Annotated in this window: 15 protein-coding genes; 9 read left to right on the top strand and 6 right to left on the bottom strand. The window is 68.0% G+C overall.

Annotated features, from left to right (window positions below):
- Positions 1-8: 8 nt before the first annotated feature.
- Positions 9-584, bottom strand: coding sequence for a sigma-70 family RNA polymerase sigma factor (locus IFT63_RS02980; RefSeq protein WP_042615090.1), 576 nt, complete (start codon positions 582-584; stop codon positions 9-11).
- Between the two features lie 127 nt (positions 585-711).
- On the opposite strand from IFT63_RS02980, the gene IFT63_RS02975 reads away from it, so the two are divergent.
- Together IFT63_RS02975 and IFT63_RS02970 are read left to right on the top strand one after the other, a co-directional pair.
- Positions 712-900, top strand: a complete 189-nt coding sequence (locus tag IFT63_RS02975; RefSeq protein WP_042615091.1) for a hypothetical protein — start codon at positions 712-714, stop codon at positions 898-900.
- Positions 901-987: 87 nt separating this feature from the next.
- Entirely contained in the window at positions 988-1518 is a 531-nt protein-coding gene (locus IFT63_RS02970; RefSeq protein WP_249404385.1) for a mechanosensitive ion channel family protein, read from the top strand.
- Positions 1519-1811: 293 nt separating this feature from the next.
- Here the strand turns inward: IFT63_RS02970 and IFT63_RS02965 are convergent, their stop codons facing one another.
- The gene (locus IFT63_RS02965) at positions 1812-2078 is read right to left on the bottom strand and encodes a DksA/TraR family C4-type zinc finger protein (RefSeq protein WP_042614901.1); all 267 of its coding nucleotides are present in this window, start codon (positions 2076-2078) and stop codon (positions 1812-1814) included.
- A 641-nt stretch (positions 2079-2719) separates the two neighbouring features.
- Positions 2720-3277, bottom strand: coding sequence for a DUF2058 domain-containing protein (locus tag IFT63_RS02960; protein WP_042614538.1), 558 nt, complete (start codon positions 3275-3277; stop codon positions 2720-2722).
- Positions 3278-3338: 61 nt separating this feature from the next.
- On the opposite strand from IFT63_RS02960, the gene IFT63_RS02955 reads away from it, so the two are divergent.
- From IFT63_RS02955 to IFT63_RS02945, 3 genes are read left to right on the top strand one after another with little or no spacing between them, the layout of a single operon-like run.
- Positions 3339-3836: a M48 family metallopeptidase gene (locus tag IFT63_RS02955; RefSeq protein ID WP_042614539.1), complete on the top strand. Its 498-nt coding sequence runs from the start codon at positions 3339-3341 to the stop codon at positions 3834-3836.
- A gap of 55 nt (positions 3837-3891) precedes the next feature.
- On the top strand, positions 3892-4599 hold the full coding sequence (locus tag IFT63_RS02950; protein ID WP_042614540.1) for an RNA pseudouridine synthase: 708 nt from the start codon (positions 3892-3894) through the stop codon (positions 4597-4599).
- Positions 4600-4643: 44 nt separating this feature from the next.
- A complete protein-coding gene (locus IFT63_RS02945; RefSeq protein ID WP_192083200.1) occupies positions 4644-6212 on the top strand; it encodes a phospholipase D family protein in 1569 nt (522 codons plus the stop codon).
- A gap of 6 nt (positions 6213-6218) precedes the next feature.
- Here IFT63_RS02945 and IFT63_RS02940 read toward each other — a convergent pair whose 3' ends face one another.
- Positions 6219-7295, bottom strand: a complete 1077-nt coding sequence (locus IFT63_RS02940; RefSeq protein WP_249404324.1) for an HDOD domain-containing protein — start codon at positions 7293-7295, stop codon at positions 6219-6221.
- Between the two features lie 302 nt (positions 7296-7597).
- On the opposite strand from IFT63_RS02940, the gene IFT63_RS02935 reads away from it, so the two are divergent.
- The gene (locus tag IFT63_RS02935) at positions 7598-8695 is read left to right on the top strand and encodes a Glu/Leu/Phe/Val dehydrogenase (protein ID WP_042614542.1); all 1098 of its coding nucleotides are present in this window, start codon (positions 7598-7600) and stop codon (positions 8693-8695) included.
- A 123-nt stretch (positions 8696-8818) separates the two neighbouring features.
- Here the strand turns inward: IFT63_RS02935 and IFT63_RS02930 are convergent, their stop codons facing one another.
- Positions 8819-11662 (bottom strand): autotransporter serine protease, encoded by a 2844-nt coding sequence (locus tag IFT63_RS02930; RefSeq protein ID WP_249404323.1) that lies wholly within the window; start codon positions 11660-11662, stop codon positions 8819-8821.
- 217 nt (positions 11663-11879) lie between these two features.
- Here IFT63_RS02930 and IFT63_RS02925 point away from each other — a divergent pair, with 217 nt between their 5' ends.
- The 3 genes from IFT63_RS02925 to IFT63_RS02915 all read left to right on the top strand — a co-directional run bounded on the left by IFT63_RS02925 (position 11880) and on the right by IFT63_RS02915 (position 14612).
- Entirely contained in the window at positions 11880-13055 is a 1176-nt protein-coding gene (locus IFT63_RS02925) for an acetyl-CoA C-acyltransferase (RefSeq protein WP_192083198.1), read from the top strand.
- 124 nt (positions 13056-13179) lie between these two features.
- Positions 13180-13521 (top strand): hypothetical protein, encoded by a 342-nt coding sequence (locus IFT63_RS02920; protein ID WP_042614545.1) that lies wholly within the window; start codon positions 13180-13182, stop codon positions 13519-13521.
- A gap of 686 nt (positions 13522-14207) precedes the next feature.
- On the top strand, positions 14208-14612 hold the full coding sequence (locus IFT63_RS02915) for a hypothetical protein (RefSeq protein WP_042613274.1): 405 nt from the start codon (positions 14208-14210) through the stop codon (positions 14610-14612).
- Positions 14613-14672: 60 nt separating this feature from the next.
- Here the strand turns inward: IFT63_RS02915 and IFT63_RS02910 are convergent, their stop codons facing one another.
- Complete coding sequence (locus IFT63_RS02910; RefSeq protein WP_192083197.1) at positions 14673-16298, bottom strand: acyl-CoA dehydrogenase family protein; 1626 nt, start codon at positions 16296-16298, stop codon at positions 14673-14675.

Genomic DNA, 16298 nt, shown 5'->3' with positions numbered 1-16298 from the left:
TTCGTGGGTCATGTCATGTCTCCCAGGCGCGCGCGCAGCAGGCCGCGTGCTCGATGCAACTGTGCCTTCGAACTGCCGACCGCCATCTGCAGCTGTTCGGCGATCTCACTGTGTTTCCAGCCTTCGATGTCATGCAGTACCAGCACGGCGCGGGCGCGCGGCGGCAAGGTGGCCAGCCCCCTTTCCAGGTCGCGCTCGGTCCCGGCGCAACGGTCATGCACGTGCATTTCCGGCAGGTCCAGGTCCGCATCGTCCAGGCTGTCGTGGGCCTGGTTGCTGCGTGCGCGCAGCTCCATCAACGCGGCGTTGACCGCCAGCCGATGCAGCCAGGTGGCGATGCTGCTGTCCATCCGGAAGGCCGGCAGCGCTTTCCAAGCCTGCAGGAACGCTTCCTGCAGCGCGTCTTCGGCACGTGCCTGCTGGCCGCCGCACAACCGCCACACCACCGCGAACAGGCGCGGCGCATGCCGCCGGTACAGCTGCTCGTAGGCGGCCACATCGCCCGCGGCGGCAGCCCGCACCACCGCCGGTTCGTCGTAGGCAGGCAGGTTTGTATCCAGTGCGGGCGTGAGCGTGTCGAGCATGACCCTTGGATGCGGCACCTGCGGAAAAGGTTTAAAGCGGTTGAGCGGGAGGTGGCGTTAAACCTTTCGGCCCCCACCTGCATCCAAGCCAGACACCCAGCGGCCACCACGGCCAAGGAGAAGGCCCATGTCCACCCCCGCCGCCAGCGGCCTGCTTGCCATCCTCGTCTGCGGACTGCTGCAGGGCAATCCCCTGCAACTGCAGGTGCGCCTGCAGGGCAACCGCGCCTGCCTGCTGCAGCAGGGCGTAGTAGCGGCCTGTGCCGAGCTGCCCGGCGCGATGGCGATGGTCGATCCCCGGGCCGGGCGCAGGTAACATCGACCTCCCCCTGCGTTACCGGATGTCTGTTCGATGGAAAAGTACCTGCCGCCGTGGGCCCATGCCTGGCTGGAACAAGCAGAGATGGTCCTGCTGGTACTGGCCACGCTGCTGGCCGCCTGGCTGCTGAAGCTGGTGCTGCGACGGCTGATCCGCCGCTTCGCTGCGCATTACACCCTGCCGCCGGAAATGGTGATGGGCGCGCGCCGGATCACGACCTTCGTCATCTACTTCGGTACGTTGCTGGTGATCCTGCGCATCCTGGGCACCTCCGGGACGGTGCTGTGGACGGCCTTCACCGGCTTTGCGGCGGTGGGCGCGGTGGCGTTCTTCGCGGCCTGGAGCGTGCTCTCCAACATCTTCTGCACCCTGCTGATCTTCACCACGCGGCCGTTCCGCCTGCACGATTACATCGAGGTACTGGAGAACGGCGAGAAGCCGGGGCTGAAGGGCCGGGTGATCGATGTGAACCTGATCTACACCACGCTGCAGGAAACCGGCGAGGGACACGAAGGCACGGTGTTGCAGCTGCCGAACAACCTGTTCTTCCAGCGCACCGTGCGGCGGTGGCTGGATCCGTCTACGGCGCCGGGTGGGATCCAGGGCGACGGTTGAGGGGTTGTCGAACGGGTGGGACCCCCTCGCGGGCGGCTTTGAACCTACAGCCTTGGTCTGGGTCGGGCGGTGGGGCTGGTCGGGGGACGGCAAGAGCCGCTCCTGCGGGCCTCGTTTCGCGCCATCCATGGCGCTCTACGCCCCCGCCCAGCCCCACCGCCCGACCCCTGACAGGTTCCGGGCCCGCCGGCCGCGTGATAAAAAAACAAAGGCAGGGGTCAGAGTCCTTTCGCTATGCGAAAGGACTCTGACCCCATCTTTCTGTCCGCGAGCTTGGGCAATACGCTGCTGGTTCAGCGTAGCTGGCTGTCTTTGCTGCCGCGGCGGTTGTAGCCGGACTGCGCGCTTTCGTCTTCGTCGTGGGCCTGCTGGCAGGCCACGCACAGGCGGACGCCGGGCACGGCCTGGCGGCGTGCCAGCGGGATCGGGGCGCCACATTCTTCGCAGTGTTCCAGGCCGGGGCCCTGCTTGAGCTGGCTGCGGGCGCGGGCGATGGCATCGTCGACGGTGGCGTCGATCTGGTCCTGCACGGCGCCGTCCTGTGCCCATCCGGTGGCCATGGGGGCTTCCTCCACGGGGGATATGGGTATCCAGCCTAATCCCGCACGGGTGAAGCACCCGTTGGGTGTGGCGAACGGGTGAGACCCCCTCGCGGGTGGCTTTGAAGCTGGAGCTGGGTTGGGTCGGGCGGGGAGGCTATGCGCGGCACGCGCAAGTACGTCCATGTAGCTCTTCGCGGCTCCTGCCGCTCAAGGCCCCGCACAGCCTCCCCGCCCGACCCCCGACAGGTTCCGGTGGCTCCCACCCGCGTAAAAAAAAGCAAAAAAAACGGTGGCGCCGAAGGCAGCGGCAGGAGCCGCTGCCAACGTCGCTTGCGACGGCCCCTAGGGTGGCGGTCTGGTAGCGCCGACCATGGGTCGGCGGAATCCATCAGACCCCATTCCTCCAGAATCCGCCGACCATGGGTCGGCGCTACCGAAGGTCCCGTGGCCACCATGGACCTGTCGAAGGCGGGGCGGGGTGGCTGTGCAGGACCGTCTTTTCGCATGGATGCGAAAAGCGAGCCTACAGGGACGTACTTGCGGCGTGTCCTGCACAGCCACCCCACCCCGCCCAACCCACAGCCCCGCAGCTTTTGACGTTGACGTTGCCGTTGCCGTTGCCGTTGCTTCAAGCCCGCGCGCAAGCGCAGAAAAACCCTTTACCAGACCAGGTCGTCCGGAATCTGGAACTGCGCGTAATACGCATCGTCCTCGGCATTGCCGGTGGAGGCGACCGTGCTCTCACCCGCCTGGCCGTGGTCGACCGCAATCAGTTCCGGGGCGCGTTCGCGCACCTTTTCCGCCGCCGCGCGCGGCAACAACGCATAACTTTCGCCCGCCGCCACGATCACCAGCGCACCGGCCGACAGCGCCTTGCGCAGCTTGGCGTCGATCAGCAACGTGCGGATCACCTCGCCGTGGGTGAAGCGGTACTCGCTCTCGCCCGCGTGCGGAACCGCATGCGCCTGCACGATCTGCCGAGCCTGCGCGCGGCCTTCGGTGGCACGCAGCTGTGCATTGCGTTCGGCGGCGATCGCGCGGTCACGCTCGACCTTTTCCAGCCGCACGCGCTCGGCCTCGCGCTGGATCTCCGCAGATGCATCCGGCGCCTTGCCCTGGCGGGCCTTGGCCTGCTCGCGGGCCGCGGCACTCGCCTGCGCCTTCTTGGCCAACCCGGCCTTGAGCAATTGTTCCTGCAGCGCGTTCGGCTTTGCCATGGTCCTGCCTGCAACTGGTCTATCTTAGGGACGTCCATGATACCGGAGCCCCGGCAGCCCCATGCCCTCCCTGAAATACCTGACCGGCTACCCCGAACCCCTGCAGGAACAGGTGCGCCAGCTGCTGGCCGAAGACCGCCTTGGCGCGCTGCTGCAGCGCCGCTATCCCGAGGCGCACGAGGTACGCAGCGACCGCCAGCTGTACGACTACACCCAAGACCTCAAGGACCGCTACCTGCGCCAGTCGGTGCACCTGAACAAGGTCTGCTACGACAACAAGCTGGAAGTGGTGAAACATGCGCTGGGCCTGCACACCGCGGTGTCGCGCGTGCACGGCGGACGCCTGAAGGCCAGCCGCGAGATCCGCGTGGCCAGCGTGTTCCGGCAGGCTCCGGCCGCCTTCCTGCGGATGATCGTGGTGCATGAACTGGCGCACCTGAAGGAAGCCGACCACAACAAGGCCTTCTACCAGCTATGCCAGCATATGGAACCGGACTACCTGCAGCTGGAATTCGACACCCGGCTGTTCCTGACTGAACTGGCCCACCGCGGCGGCTGAAGCAGCCAGGCGCCGTGGCAGGTACACTGCGCGCCCCCTTGAGGTTCCTTGCCCCATGCTCTCCACCCGTCTCGACAAACGCCTGGCCGAACTGCTCGGCTGCCCCCGTGGCGAAGCCCGCCGCTACATCGAAGGCGGCTGGGTGCGCGTGGATGGCCAGGTGGTGGAACAGCCGCAGGCGCAGGTCACCACCGAGACCGTGGAGATGGACCCGGCCGCACGCGATGAGAAAACCGAGCGCGTCACCATGCTGCTGGCCAAGCCGGTCGATGCGGCTGCGCATACGCTCAGCGCGATGGTCACCCCGGAATCGCAGAGCCCGCTGGACCTGGGCAGCATCCGTCCGCTGCAGCGCCACTTCCACGGCCTGCAGCTGGCCGCCGCGCTGCCCGCTTCGGACAGTGGCCTGGTGGTGGTCAGCCAGGACCCGCTGATCATCGCCCACCTGCAGCAGCAGCTTGCGCGCACCGAACAGGAGTTCCTGGTGGATATCCAGGGCGAGCGGGCGATGTGGGACGTGGCCCGGCTGCAGACCGGTCTGAAAGAAAACGGACGCACCATTCCCGGCTGCAAGATCAGCTGGCAGAGCGAACAGCGGCTGCGTTTCGCCGGCAAGGGCCTGCATCCGCGCATGCTGCGCGAAGCCTGCGCGGGCGCCTCGATGCAGGTGGTCGGCATCCGCCGCCTGCGCATCGGGCGTGTCTCGCTGGGCAAACTGGCCCCGGGCAGCTGGCGTTACCTGGGCAGCGACGAGCGTTTCTGAGCAGTGCACTGCGCGTGCACCGGCCTGGCGGTTAGGATCGGTGCATGAGTAAACCCCTTCCCCTGTGGCGCCGGCTGCTGCGCGGCCTGGCCATCGTGCTTGCGCTGCTGGTCTTGCTGGTGCTGTCCGGCCTGCTGCTGGCCGATTACCTCACTCCGCAGGCACGCGGGGAAACATCGCACGTGCTGCCGGTGCACCCCGCGCAGACCCGCATCGACCGCGAGGTCAGCGCGCTGCAGGCGGCGCATCCCGGGGCATCCGGCGTGGCCTTCCTGTCCGATGGACTGGATGCCTTCGCTGCGCGCGCGGTCATCACCGAACGCGCCGAACGCAGCCTGGACCTGCAGTACTACATGTGGAAGGACGACCTGATCGGCCACCTGATGGCGCGTGCCCTGCACGACGCCGCCGAACGGGGCGTGCGCGTGCGGATCCTGCTCGACGACATGAACGCGCAGGACAAGGACGCGCTGATGATGGCGCTCGACACCCATTCCAACATCGAGATCCGCCTGTACAACCCGTTCCGCAACCGCAATGGACCGTGGCGCATGCTGGAGATGGTGCAGCGGTTCTTCTCGGTCAACCACCGCATGCACAACAAGAGCTGGATCGCCGATGGCCGGGTCGCCATCGTCGGCGGCCGCAATATCGGCGAGGAGTACTTCAGCGCGCGCCCGGACGTGAACTTCCGCGACCTGGACCTGCTGGTGGCCGGTGAAGCGGTCGGCCAGGCCAACACCGTGTTCGACGCTTACTGGAACAGCGAAGCGGCCGTGCCGATCGCCGCGCTGGCCTACCACACGCGCCAGCAGCTGCGCCTGCTGATGCGCGAATCGGACAATGAAGCACGACTGGAATCGGCCAGGCCGTACCTTGCGGAAGTGGCGAAGTCGCGGCAGCGCGCACGGGCCAGTGCGGCGCCGCTGCACTGGAGCAGGAACGTGCGCATCGTTTCCGATCCGCCCATGAAGCATCGCCGCGATGATCCGCAGAACTGGCTGGTCAGCGACCTGGTCCAGATGCTGACGGCGTCGCAGCACAAGGCCCTGCTGATATCGCCGTACTTCGTGCCCGGCAACGAGGGGCTGGATGGACTATCCCGGCTGAGCGAACGCGGCGTGCAGGTCGGCGTGGTCACCAACTCCCTGGCCGCCAACGACGTGGTCGCCGTGCACGGCGGCTACATGACCTATCGCGTGCCGCTGCTGCAGGCCGGCGTGCAGCTGTACGAACTGAAGGCACATGGCAAGGCGACCAGTTCCGGCCTGTTCGGCAGCAGTGGTGCCAGCCTGCATACCAAGGCCTTCGTGCTCGATGACCGGCACGGCTTCGTCGGCTCCTTCAACCTGGATCCGCGCTCGGCCTACCTCAACACGGAAATGGGCGTGATCTTCGACGACCCGTTGCTGGCGGCCCAGCTGACGGCCGAATACCTGCGGCTGTCCAGCCCGGAACAGAGCTGGTGGCTGGCATTGGACGCACAGGACCGGGTGCGCTGGCTGGAACGGGATCCACCGCCGCATTGGGTCGACACCGAACCGGACAGCAGCGTGCGCCTGCGCGCCAGTGCCCGGGTGATCAGCTGGCTGCCGCTGGAATCGCAGCTCTGACGCCGCTCAGGCGTCGCCGTCGTGTTCGTCGGCGAGGGTTTCAACCGGCCGACCGTGCAGGCGCCGCCAGATCCACAGCAGGGCATGCGGTGGGGTGCCGGGCAGCTGCTCCAGCCAGGCCAACCCCTGGCTCTTGCCGATGTGCCCATGCCGGGCCAACAGGCTGGCCGCCGCCGCCGCGCGAGCGAAGCGAAGGGTGCGTGGCAGCGGGCTGTCGGCGTTGGTTTCCTTGAGCGCTTCGTGCACCGGCGCGGGCAGCTCCCAGGCCGCCGCCACGCGCTGGGCGACCGGCAACGTCCACTGACGCAGCACCGCCTCGGCGCTGGGGTAGTCCAGCGGCACCTGCAGCGTCTGCGCTTCCTGCAGCAGCTGTTTCATCACCAGCGCCGCGCCCAGGCCCTGGGTGAGCCCCAGCCACTGCGCGGCGAACGGATCCTGCTGGCTCACCGTGCGCGCGTGGTCGGCCGCCGCGCGCGAGGACAGCAGCGCATGCTCCCAGATGATCGTGCTGAACTGCGGGAACTCGCTGCACTGCAGGTGCATGACCGGCTGCACCAGCACCGCGCTGATGATCTGCCGGATGCCTTCGGTGCCGACCAGCGTGATGGCCCGCTGCAGGCTGTCCACCGGCCGCTCCTGCATGCGGAAAGCCGGGCTGTTGGCGATGCGCAGCAGGTTGCCTGTCAGCACCGGATCCTGGCCGATGATCGCCGCGGTCGCCCGCGCGGAGGATTCCGGGTCGTTGACGGTCTGGATCAGCTGCGGCAGCAGCTGCGGGCGCCGCGGCAACTGGCGCGCGCTCCAGTCACGTGACAGCAGCGCCTGCCGGGTCGCCTCGAGCAGGGCGTCGTTGCAGGCAGCGCCGCCATCAAGGGCCGGGTGCAGGGCCAGTGCATACAGGCCGGAGTGCAGCCGCGCCTCGGCATCGGCATGGGCATCGGCTTCCGCCCTGGCCGGCGCAGCGGCTTCGGCCACGAAGACATCGTGGCGCTGCATGCGCTGCTGCGTGGCATGTCCCGCCCCGGCACGGCCGAACAGCCGCCCCCACCAGCCGGCCCAGCCACTGCTGCCCGTCATGCTCATCGGCCCGCCCCGCATGGCCCGGCAAAGCGGGCGTAGGATTGCTTTACTGCCACCGCACCGTTCCTTGGGTTCAGGCGGACACCGCCGTGCATCCAGCATCGGCCGACAGGGTCGGTTCTTTAACCCGGCCACCCACTTGGCCATGGGCCCGGACGTGCACAGCACCACCCCGGGGAATGGACTAGAATGGCGCCGCGCGGCCCGTCCCCTGAACTGACGACGTCGCTTTTTTTGTTTCTGCACCCTTATCGTTGCTGGCCTGTTCGAAGTGGTTCGCTGCTGTTCACGCCAACGGAGTCGCCATGCTATTCGAAACCCTCGCCACTACCGGTCACGAGCAGGTCGTTTTCTGCAACAACCCCGACGCGGGGTTGCGGGCCATCATCGCCCTGCACAGCACCACCCTGGGCCCGGCCCTGGGCGGTGTGCGCATGCGTCCCTATGCGAGCACGGACGAAGCACTGGCCGACGTGCTGCGACTCAGCCGCACGATGACCTACAAGAACGCACTGGCCGGGCTGAATGTCGGCGGTGGCAAGGCGGTGATCATCGGGGACCCGCGCACCGACAAGACCGAAGTGCTGCTGCGTGCCTTCGGTCGCCAGGTCGATGCGCTGGGTGGTCGTTACATCACCGCCGAGGACGTCGGCACCGATGTCAACGACATGGAAAACATCTACCTGGAAAGCCAGTTCGTCACCGGCGTCCACCAGGTGCATGGCGGCTCCGGTGATCCGGCCCCGTTCACCGCCTACGGTGCGCTGCAGGCGCTGATGGCGGCGCTGCAGGCCAAGCTGGGCCATGAGGAAGTAGGCAAGACCAGCATCGCCGTGCAGGGGCTGGGCCACATCGGCATGGAACTGGTGAAGCTGCTGCGCGACCGCGGCGCCAAACTGTACGTGACCGACCTGGATGCATCGCTGGTGGACCGCGCGGTATCCGAGTACGGCGCCGAGGCGGTGAAGCCGGACGAGATCCACGAGGTCAACGCCGATGTGTTCGCTCCGTGTGCGCTGGAAGGTGCGATCAGCCTGGACGTGTTGCCGCGGCTGAAGGCGCGCATCATCTGCGGCACCGCCAACAACCAGCTCGCCAACCCGGAAGTGGGCGACGAACTGCACGCGCGCGGCATCCTGTACGCGCCGGATTACGCGGTGAATGCAGGTGGGGTGATGAATGTCTCGCTGGAAATCGACGGCTACAACCGCGAACGCGCGATGCGCCTGATCCGCAGCATCTACCACAACCTGGGCCGCATCTTTGCGCTGTCCCAGCGCGAGAACATCGCCCCGCAGCGCGCGGCCGACCGCATTGCCGAAGCGCGCATCCAGTCGATCGGCAGACTGAAGCTGCCGATGGGACGCGCCACTCCGCGCCTGGGCGACCTGCGCGCCGGCTGACCGCCGCTAGCGCCGACCCGGAAAACCCGGTAACGCCGAGCCATGCTCGGCGAGCGCAAAGCGCGGCGCCTTCCATCAGACCCCACGGCGCCGACCCGGAAAGCCGACCGCGCGGCCCCGGAATCAGAAGCCGGTGCTGTAGTTCAGCGCCGCCTGCGATACATCCAGGCCACCACCGAAGCGCTGGTCGTAGCCGAACGACACCCGGCCGCTACGTCCGACCCCGGCTTCCAGCGCCACGCCGAGCAGGCCCGACGCACGCGGCAATGCGCCGGAAACCAGCGGGGCCCACGCCTCCACGCCGGTGAAGCCGGCCTGAGCATCGAACCCCTCACTGGACAGCTCCTGCTGCCATTCGGTGTAGCCGCGCAGCGTCCAGCGCCGCCACTGGCGCTCTGCGCGCAGACCGGCCATGGCGAGGCTGCGCCGCGCCAGGGTGTCCTGCATGCGCAGGCCGAAGCCCAGCCCGCCCTGCTCGGTGAACCCGTCCGACCGGACCTGCACCTGGCTGGCCGCCACGTACGGCGTCAGCGCCGTACGCGGGCCGCCAAAGCGCAGCCCGGATTCCATGCTGACACTGGCAAAGCGGCCGCCGTAACGCGCGCCGGCAGCTACCGCCTGCGCACCGAGCAGCAGCTGACGATCCACCTGGCGCTGGAACTGTCCAGCGCCCAGTTGCGCCAGCAGATAGCCACGTCCCTCGCTCCAACCGGCGTACAGCTGCGCCTGTGCCTGGCGATCACGCCCCAGTCCACCGTTGTCGTTACCACTGGCGTTGCTGCGCACTTCGCCGAAGGCCACGCCCAGCACGCCATTGCCGCTCAACGCGCTCTCATGGCCCACCATCCAGCCCCGGGTCTGCGCTCCATTGCCGGCGAAATTGCCCTGCCCTGCCTCGCCCAGCGCACGCTGCCACGCACCACGCAGCGCCGGGCGTGCCTGCACCTGGCCGAAGCGCGCAGCCACCGCACGGCGGCTCATGTCCACGCTGTCGAACGTGGCCTGCGTGGCCAGTGCGTGGGCCTTGCCGGACAGGCTGTCCAGGCTGGCCGACAGGCCGCTGATGCCACCGGGCGTGCGCTGCAGCTCGCCGGCCGAATCGGCCAACGCACTGCCCTGCAGGTCCGGGCTGCCGTCGAGCCGTTCGAAGGCGCGCTCCACGCGCTCGGCCGATGCCAGTGCGCCCGCATCCAGCGACGCCGCGCTGGCCGCGGCCACCACGCTGACCCGGGTCAATTCGAGCCATGCCGTCGTGCTGTCATAGCCGTACGAAGATTCCAGCAGCGACACGCCGTTCTGCCCCACCGCCGCGGTGTTGAACTGGCCGGACAATCCCCCTTGTGCCTGGATCAGCGACTGCCGCGTGCCATCGGCCGGCACATAACCGGCAATCGCGCCGTTGACGACCACCCCACCGCCCTGCAGGGTCGCCGTGCCGGTTACCTTCAATGCGTTGACCCCCAGCGCGACGATCAGCTGGGCACCGTCGCGCTGCAGGTAATTGCCTTCAATGGTGGCATCGGCGTTGGCGCTGGTCAGTACCACGCTGGCGCCGTTGTCGACACTGCCGACCACCCGGGTGGTGCCGTTCATGAACTGCAGCGCGGCGCCAGCGGGGCTGCCGGCCTGGGCGACGATACCGACGCTGGAAGTGATCGAGGCGCCACCGCGCAGCGCCAGCGTGCCCTGTTCAATGCGCGTGGCACCGCTGTAGGTGTTGCGTCCCGACAGGCCCAAGGCGCCCACGCCCTGCTTGACCAGGCCGCCGGACCCACTGAGGTCGTTGCTCCATACCGAATCCAGCCCGAGCCGGTTGACGTTGACGCTGACATCGCCCCAGTCCAGTCGGCCCGGACCGTTCACGGCCTTGCCGACATTGAGCAGCCCGTTGCCGAACACCGGGTCCACCCCGGCAGCGCCGATGTCGGTTGCCGTGCCCAGCAGGGTCTGGCGGACCAGGTCGTTGCTGAAATATGGATAGCGTTGCCAGACCAGCGCCGCCGCGCCGGATACCAGTGGCGCCGCATAGGACGTGCCCCAGCCGTAGTAATAGCTTGCGGTCGCCGTGGTCGCCTGTGGATCCGGATAGACCGCGGTGCCGGGCGCGGCCAGGCAGTAGCTGGCGGCTTCGCCGCAGGCATTGGCGTAGCGGGCAAGCTGGGTCGGGGTGACCGTATCCACGGCGGTTACCGCCAGCCAGCCGCGCACCAGGTCGGCCGCGGGCGTGCTGCCGCCGACACCGGGGCGGCTCGGCAGCGCGGCCATGTTCGACGGGGTGGACCTGCCGTCATTACCGGTAGCAAACACCACCAGTCCGCCGTTGCTGGTGATGAACGGGCGGTACTCGTCGGCGATCTGTGCGGTGGTCGCCGCGTTGGTCCAGTACAGGCCACCCCAGGAGTTGTTCATGATCTTGACACCGGCATTGATCAGGTCGCGATGCACCGGCGCCAGGCCGATCGCACCACTGACCTGGTTGCCATTGCCGCTGCCGTCATCCACGGGCCGCTTGTCGGCGATGATCCGCGCCGAGACGATCTCCGCACCGGGCGCCACGCCGACCTGCGAGCCGGAATAGGCGCCACCGGCGGCCAGCATCGACACGGTGGTGCCATGCCCGACCACATCGTCGCGTCCCAGGTCGTTCTCCCGTGGATCGACATAGGTGTAGTTGGCGACCACACGACCGGCCAGCGCCGGATGGGTGCGGTTGACGCCTGAGTCCACGACGCCGATACGCACACCCTGCCCGGTCAGCCCGGTGCCCAGCGCGTTGATCGCGGTGAGATGGCCCTGCCTGCTTGGCTGCGGCGGCGCTTCGGGCGGCGGCGTAACGGGAGGCGGGGTCACCGGCGGTGGCGTGACCGGCGGCGGGACGGGTGGTTCGACGCGGACGTTGCCCCCACCGCCACCACCTCCACAGGCGCTCAATGCCGCGGCCAGCGCCATGGCCAGGGCGGTCTTCATCCCTGCAGCCGTATTCAGTTGAACCCGTTTCATCCCTGTATCCCCCGTCGAAGGTGTCGAGTGCCGCACTCGCCGGATGCTGGCACTGGGCCAGCCAACCCGCAGTCAGGGGCACCGCCTATACTGGCGTCCCCCACGCAGTCTGCCGGGATTCGCGTCGCCTTCCAACGGCTCGCGTCTCCTTTTCCGAATTTGCTCACGCAACAACGAGATTGCCATGTCCAACATCGTCATCGCCGCGGCCAAGCGTACTGCCATCGGCTCCTTCCTCGGCCAGTTCAACGGCGTCCCCACCCCGACCCTGGGCGCGACCGCGATCGCCGCCGCGCTTGAAGCCTCCGGCGTGCCGGCCAGCGACGTTACCGAAGTCATCATGGGCTGCGTGCTGCCAGCCAACCTGGGCCAGGCGCCCGCCCGCCAGGCCGCCATCGCCGGCGGACTGCCGCTGTCCACCGGCGCCACCACGCTGAACAAGGTGTGCGGTTCGGGCATGAAGGCGATCATGCTGGGGCATGACCTGATCAAGGCCGGCTCGGCCAGCATCGTCGTCGCCGGTGGCATGGAGTCCATGTCCAACGCGCCGCACCTGCTGCCCAATTCGCGCACCGGCAACCGCTTCGGCAACTTCCAGGCGGTGGACCACATGGCCCACGACGGGCTGGTCAATGCCTACGACGGCAAGGCGATGGGCGAGTTCGCCGAGTGCGCCGTGGACAAGTACCAGTTCAGCCGCGAAGAACAGGATGCCTACGCGATCGAGTCGGTCAAACGCGCCCAGGCCGCGCAGGCCAATGGCGCATTCGCCGATGAAATCGTCGCGGTGAAGGTCGCCAGCCGCAAGGGCGAGGTCGAAATTTCCGTCGACGAGCAGCCCACCCGCGCCGACATCGCCAAGATCCCCACCCTGCGTCCGGCGTTCAAGAAAGACGGCAGCGTGACCGCCGCCAGTTCCTCCAGCATCTCCGATGGTGCCGCTGCGGTGGTGCTGTTGTCCGAAGACGATGCCAACGCCCGCGGCCTGCAGCCGCTGGCCCGCATCATTGCCCATGCCACCCACTCGCAGGAGCCGGAATGGTTCACCACCGCCCCGATCGGCGCGATCCACAAACTGCTGGAGAAGGCAGGCTGGACGCTGGCCGATGTCGACCTGTTCGAGGTCAACGAGGCATTTGCGGTGGTGGCCATGGCGCCGATGCGTGAACTGGGCATCGCGCACGACAGGTTGAATGTCAATGGTGGCGCCTGCGCGCTGGGCCATCCGATCGGCGCATCCGGTGCGCGTCTGGTGGTCACCCTGGTCCACGCATTGCGCAGCCGCGGCGGCAAGCGCGGCATCGCTACGCTGTGCATCGGCGGTGGTGAAGCAACGGCCATCGCCATCGAATTGATTTGATTGGATTTAACTCCCGTTTCGCAAAACTGAATGCGGGATCGCTTGACAGCCATTCGTGGCTTGTCATCATGTTGGCGGCGCGCAACTGCGCGTTGCCTATCTAACGACGACGAGGATTCACCAAATGAGCATCAACAAGCTGCTGGTTGCTATGTCCCTGGCCCTGGCCCTGGCTGCCTGCTCGAAGCAGGAAGCTGCCCAGGACGCCGCCGCTTCGGCCAACGAAGCTGCCACCGAAGCGCAGGCCGCTGCTGACCAGGCTGCTGCCGCTGGCACCGCCACCGCCGATGCTGCCCAGCAGGCTGCTGACACCGCCGCTACCGCTGCTGACGCTTCGGCCGACGCTGCCGGTGCCGCCGCTGGCGCCGCCACCGACGCTGCTGCCGACGCAGCTGCTGACACTGCCAAGGCTGCCGAAGGCACCGCCGAGCAGGCCAAGGACGCTGCTGAAGAAGCCAAGAAGTAATAACTTCTCTCTTCACGCTGTTCTGAAGAAGCCGCTGGTTCGCCAGCGGCTTTTTCTTTGCCTGCCGTTCGGGGTGGTCGAACGGGTGGGACCCCCTCGCGGGGTGGCTTGAAAGCCGCAGCTTCGCTTGGGCCGGGCGATGGGGCTGGGCGCGGGGACGGCAAAAGCCGCTCCTGCGGGTCTCGTTTCGCGCCATCCATGGCGCGGGTCCACGTCATCGCATTCGCGCTGCCGCGCCCACGCTTTGCTGCGCAAACCGCGGGCCCCATCTCACCAACACCCACACCCCGCCGCTTCGCGGCCGCCCCTGACTCAGGGGCTCCCTCCACCAGACGTGAAGGCAGGGGTCAGAGTCCTTTCGCATAGCGAAAGGACTCTGACCCCATTTTTCTCCCAACCTTCCCACCCCCGCTCTGCCCATGGCCACCATGGACCTGTCGAAGGTGGGGCGGGGTGGCTGTGCAGGACCGTCTTTTCGCAGGGATGCGAAAAGCGAGCCTCCATGGACGGATTCACGGCGTGTCCTGCACAGCCACCCCGCCCCACCAAACCAACAACCCTGCAGCTGTTGACGTTGCCGTTGCCGTCGGCTCCAAAGCCGCGCGCACGCGCAGAAAACTTCACCCGCCCTAGACCGGTCGATGAATAGGCTGGCGATCCCTGAAACCCTGATCCTGGAGCGCGCCATGAAGATCCGCACCCTGACCACGTCCCTGTTGGCCTCCGCGCTGGTTCTCGGCCTGGCCGCCTGCAAGGGTCCCGAAGCCGAACAGGCGCGACAGGATGCCGCCCAGGCCGCCGACAGCGCCGGCGTCGCCGCACGCGATGCGGTTGACCGCGCCGCTGCTGCTACCCGCGATGCCACCGATGACGCCGCCGCCGCCTCCCGCGAAGCCGCCGCCGATACCCAGCAGGCGCTGGACCGTGCCGCCGACTCCACCGCTGCGGCCGCCGCCGAAGCCAAGGTTGCCGCCAAGGATGCCGCTGCCAATGCCAGCGAAGCCACCGCAACGGCAGCACAGAACGTGGCCGACAAAGCCCGCGACGTTGCCGATGATGCCAAGGACAACGCCGACCACAGCCAGCACTGATTGGCCCCCTTCCATCTGGCGGGCGCCGGCGCAGGCCGGCGCCTTTCTTTTTGCCCCGGCTCAGGGCAGCGCGCGTGCCAACATCGCCGCGCTGTCGATCCCCAGCGGCAACGTGCCGAAGGCCAGGCCGTGCTCACCGCCCAGCCGGCTGCGTACGAACGTGGCCGCGAACGGGCTGCCTGCACGCAGCAGGATCGACCCCTGCAGCAGCAGCGCCAGCCGCTCGCAGTACACACGCGCCAGCGCCGGCTCCGGTGGCAGGGCGTTCCACCAGCGCGACATCGCCTCGTCAAAGGTCGCATCCAGTCCGCTGCCGGCCAGCAGTTCCTCATGCAGCGCCTGCAGCGCCGCCGGCTCACGCTGCATCGCGCGCAGCACGTCCAGGCACTGGATGTTGCCGCTGCCTTCCCATATCGAATTGAGCGGCGCCTGGCGATACAGCCGCGGCAGCATCGACTCTTCCACGTAGCCCGCTCCGCCCAGGCATTCCTGCGCTTCATTGACGAACGCCGCCGCGCGCTTGCATACCCAGTACTTGCCCAGCGCGGTGCCGACCCGTGCCAACAGGGCCTGGCGCGGGTCGCGCGCGGCGCGGTCCACCGCCGCCGCCACATGCAGGGCGAGCGCGGTCGCCGCTTCTGATTCCAGTGCCAGGTCGGCCAACACGTTGGCCATCAGCGGGTGGTCGCACAGGCGTTGTCCAAAGGTGTGCCGATGACGCGCGTGGTGCAGCGCCTGCGCCAGCGCCATGCGCATTTCCGCGGCAGCGCCGAGCATGCAGTCCAGCCGGGTCATCATCACCATGTGGATGATGGTTGCCACGCCGCGTCCTTCATCGCCCACGCGCCAAGCCTGGGCACCGGTGAATTCCACCTCGCTGGAGGCGTTGGACCAGTCGCCCAGCTTGTCCTTCAAGCGCATCAACTGGAAGGCGTTGCGGTTGCCATCGGCCAGCCGCCGCGGCATCAGCAGGCAGGTCAGGCCTGCCGGCGCCTGTGCCAGCACCAGGAAGCCGTCGGACATCGGCGCGGAGAGAAACCACTTGTGCCCCACCAGCCGGTAGCTGCCATCCGCGCCAGGCTCGGCGACGGTGGCATTGGCGCGCACATCGGAGCCTCCCTGCTTTTCGGTCATGCCCATGCCCAGGGTGATGCCGACCTTGTCGGCGATCGGCACATCGCGCGGGTCGTACACCGGCGCGGCCGCCTTGCCTGCCCACTCCGACAACACCGGGTGGTCGGCCAGCACCGCCACCGCGGCGTGGGTCATGGTCAGCGGGCAGCTGGTCCCGGCTTCGGCCTGGTGGTGCAGGTAGCTCAGCGCGGCGCGCGCCACGTGCGCGCCAGGTTGCGGCTCATGCCAGGACAGCCCGGCCACGCCGTGTTCCTTGGCCGTGCGCAGCAACTGGTGGTACGCCGGATGGAACTCGACGGTGTCGATGCGGTGGCCTTGCGCATCGTGGGTGCGCAGGCGCGGTCGATCGCGGTTGGCATCGAAACCGAGCCCGTACAGCGCATCGCCTGCAAGCCGTCCGTACGCTGCCAGGCGACCGGCGAAGGACGACGCACCACCGCGGTCCACCGCTTCCACCAGCGCCGCATCATCGGCCCACAGGTGGCGCCCTGCGAAGGCGGGAGGCTGGTTCTGCACGAGGTGGGTCTGGAACGGTGCTGCTTGGTCGCGCAT

The organism is Stenotrophomonas sp. CFBP 13724, assembly GCF_014841975.1.
GTDB classification, from domain to species: domain Bacteria; phylum Pseudomonadota; class Gammaproteobacteria; order Xanthomonadales; family Xanthomonadaceae; genus Stenotrophomonas; species Stenotrophomonas lacuserhaii.
Note: the sequence above shows the minus strand (reverse complement) of the source record. Positions and strands in the feature narration are given on the sequence as shown.

Excerpts from the sequence above, each read along its gene's own strand:
- IFT63_RS02980 (WP_042615090.1), bottom strand. The coding sequence starts at position 584 with ATGCTCGACACGCTCACGCCCGCACTGGATACAAACCTGCCTGCCTAC.
- IFT63_RS02975 (WP_042615091.1), top strand. The coding sequence starts at position 712 with ATGTCCACCCCCGCCGCCAGCGGCCTGCTTGCCATCCTCGTCTGCGGA.
- IFT63_RS02970 (WP_249404385.1), top strand. The coding sequence starts at position 988 with ATGGTCCTGCTGGTACTGGCCACGCTGCTGGCCGCCTGGCTGCTGAAG.
- IFT63_RS02965 (WP_042614901.1), bottom strand. The coding sequence starts at position 2,078 with ATGGCCACCGGATGGGCACAGGACGGCGCCGTGCAGGACCAGATCGAC.
- IFT63_RS02960 (WP_042614538.1), bottom strand. The coding sequence starts at position 3,277 with ATGGCAAAGCCGAACGCGCTGCAGGAACAATTGCTCAAGGCCGGGTTG.
- IFT63_RS02955 (WP_042614539.1), top strand. The coding sequence starts at position 3,339 with ATGCCCTCCCTGAAATACCTGACCGGCTACCCCGAACCCCTGCAGGAA.
- IFT63_RS02950 (WP_042614540.1), top strand. The coding sequence starts at position 3,892 with ATGCTCTCCACCCGTCTCGACAAACGCCTGGCCGAACTGCTCGGCTGC.
- IFT63_RS02945 (WP_192083200.1), top strand. The coding sequence starts at position 4,644 with ATGAGTAAACCCCTTCCCCTGTGGCGCCGGCTGCTGCGCGGCCTGGCC.
- IFT63_RS02940 (WP_249404324.1), bottom strand. The coding sequence starts at position 7,295 with ATGAGCATGACGGGCAGCAGTGGCTGGGCCGGCTGGTGGGGGCGGCTG.
- IFT63_RS02935 (WP_042614542.1), top strand. The coding sequence starts at position 7,598 with ATGCTATTCGAAACCCTCGCCACTACCGGTCACGAGCAGGTCGTTTTC.
- IFT63_RS02930 (WP_249404323.1), bottom strand. The coding sequence starts at position 11,662 with ATGAAGACCGCCCTGGCCATGGCGCTGGCCGCGGCATTGAGCGCCTGT.
- IFT63_RS02925 (WP_192083198.1), top strand. The coding sequence starts at position 11,880 with ATGTCCAACATCGTCATCGCCGCGGCCAAGCGTACTGCCATCGGCTCC.
- IFT63_RS02920 (WP_042614545.1), top strand. The coding sequence starts at position 13,180 with ATGAGCATCAACAAGCTGCTGGTTGCTATGTCCCTGGCCCTGGCCCTG.
- IFT63_RS02915 (WP_042613274.1), top strand. The coding sequence starts at position 14,208 with ATGAAGATCCGCACCCTGACCACGTCCCTGTTGGCCTCCGCGCTGGTT.
- IFT63_RS02910 (WP_192083197.1), bottom strand. The coding sequence starts at position 16,298 with ATGCGCGACCAAGCAGCACCGTTCCAGACCCACCTCGTGCAGAACCAG.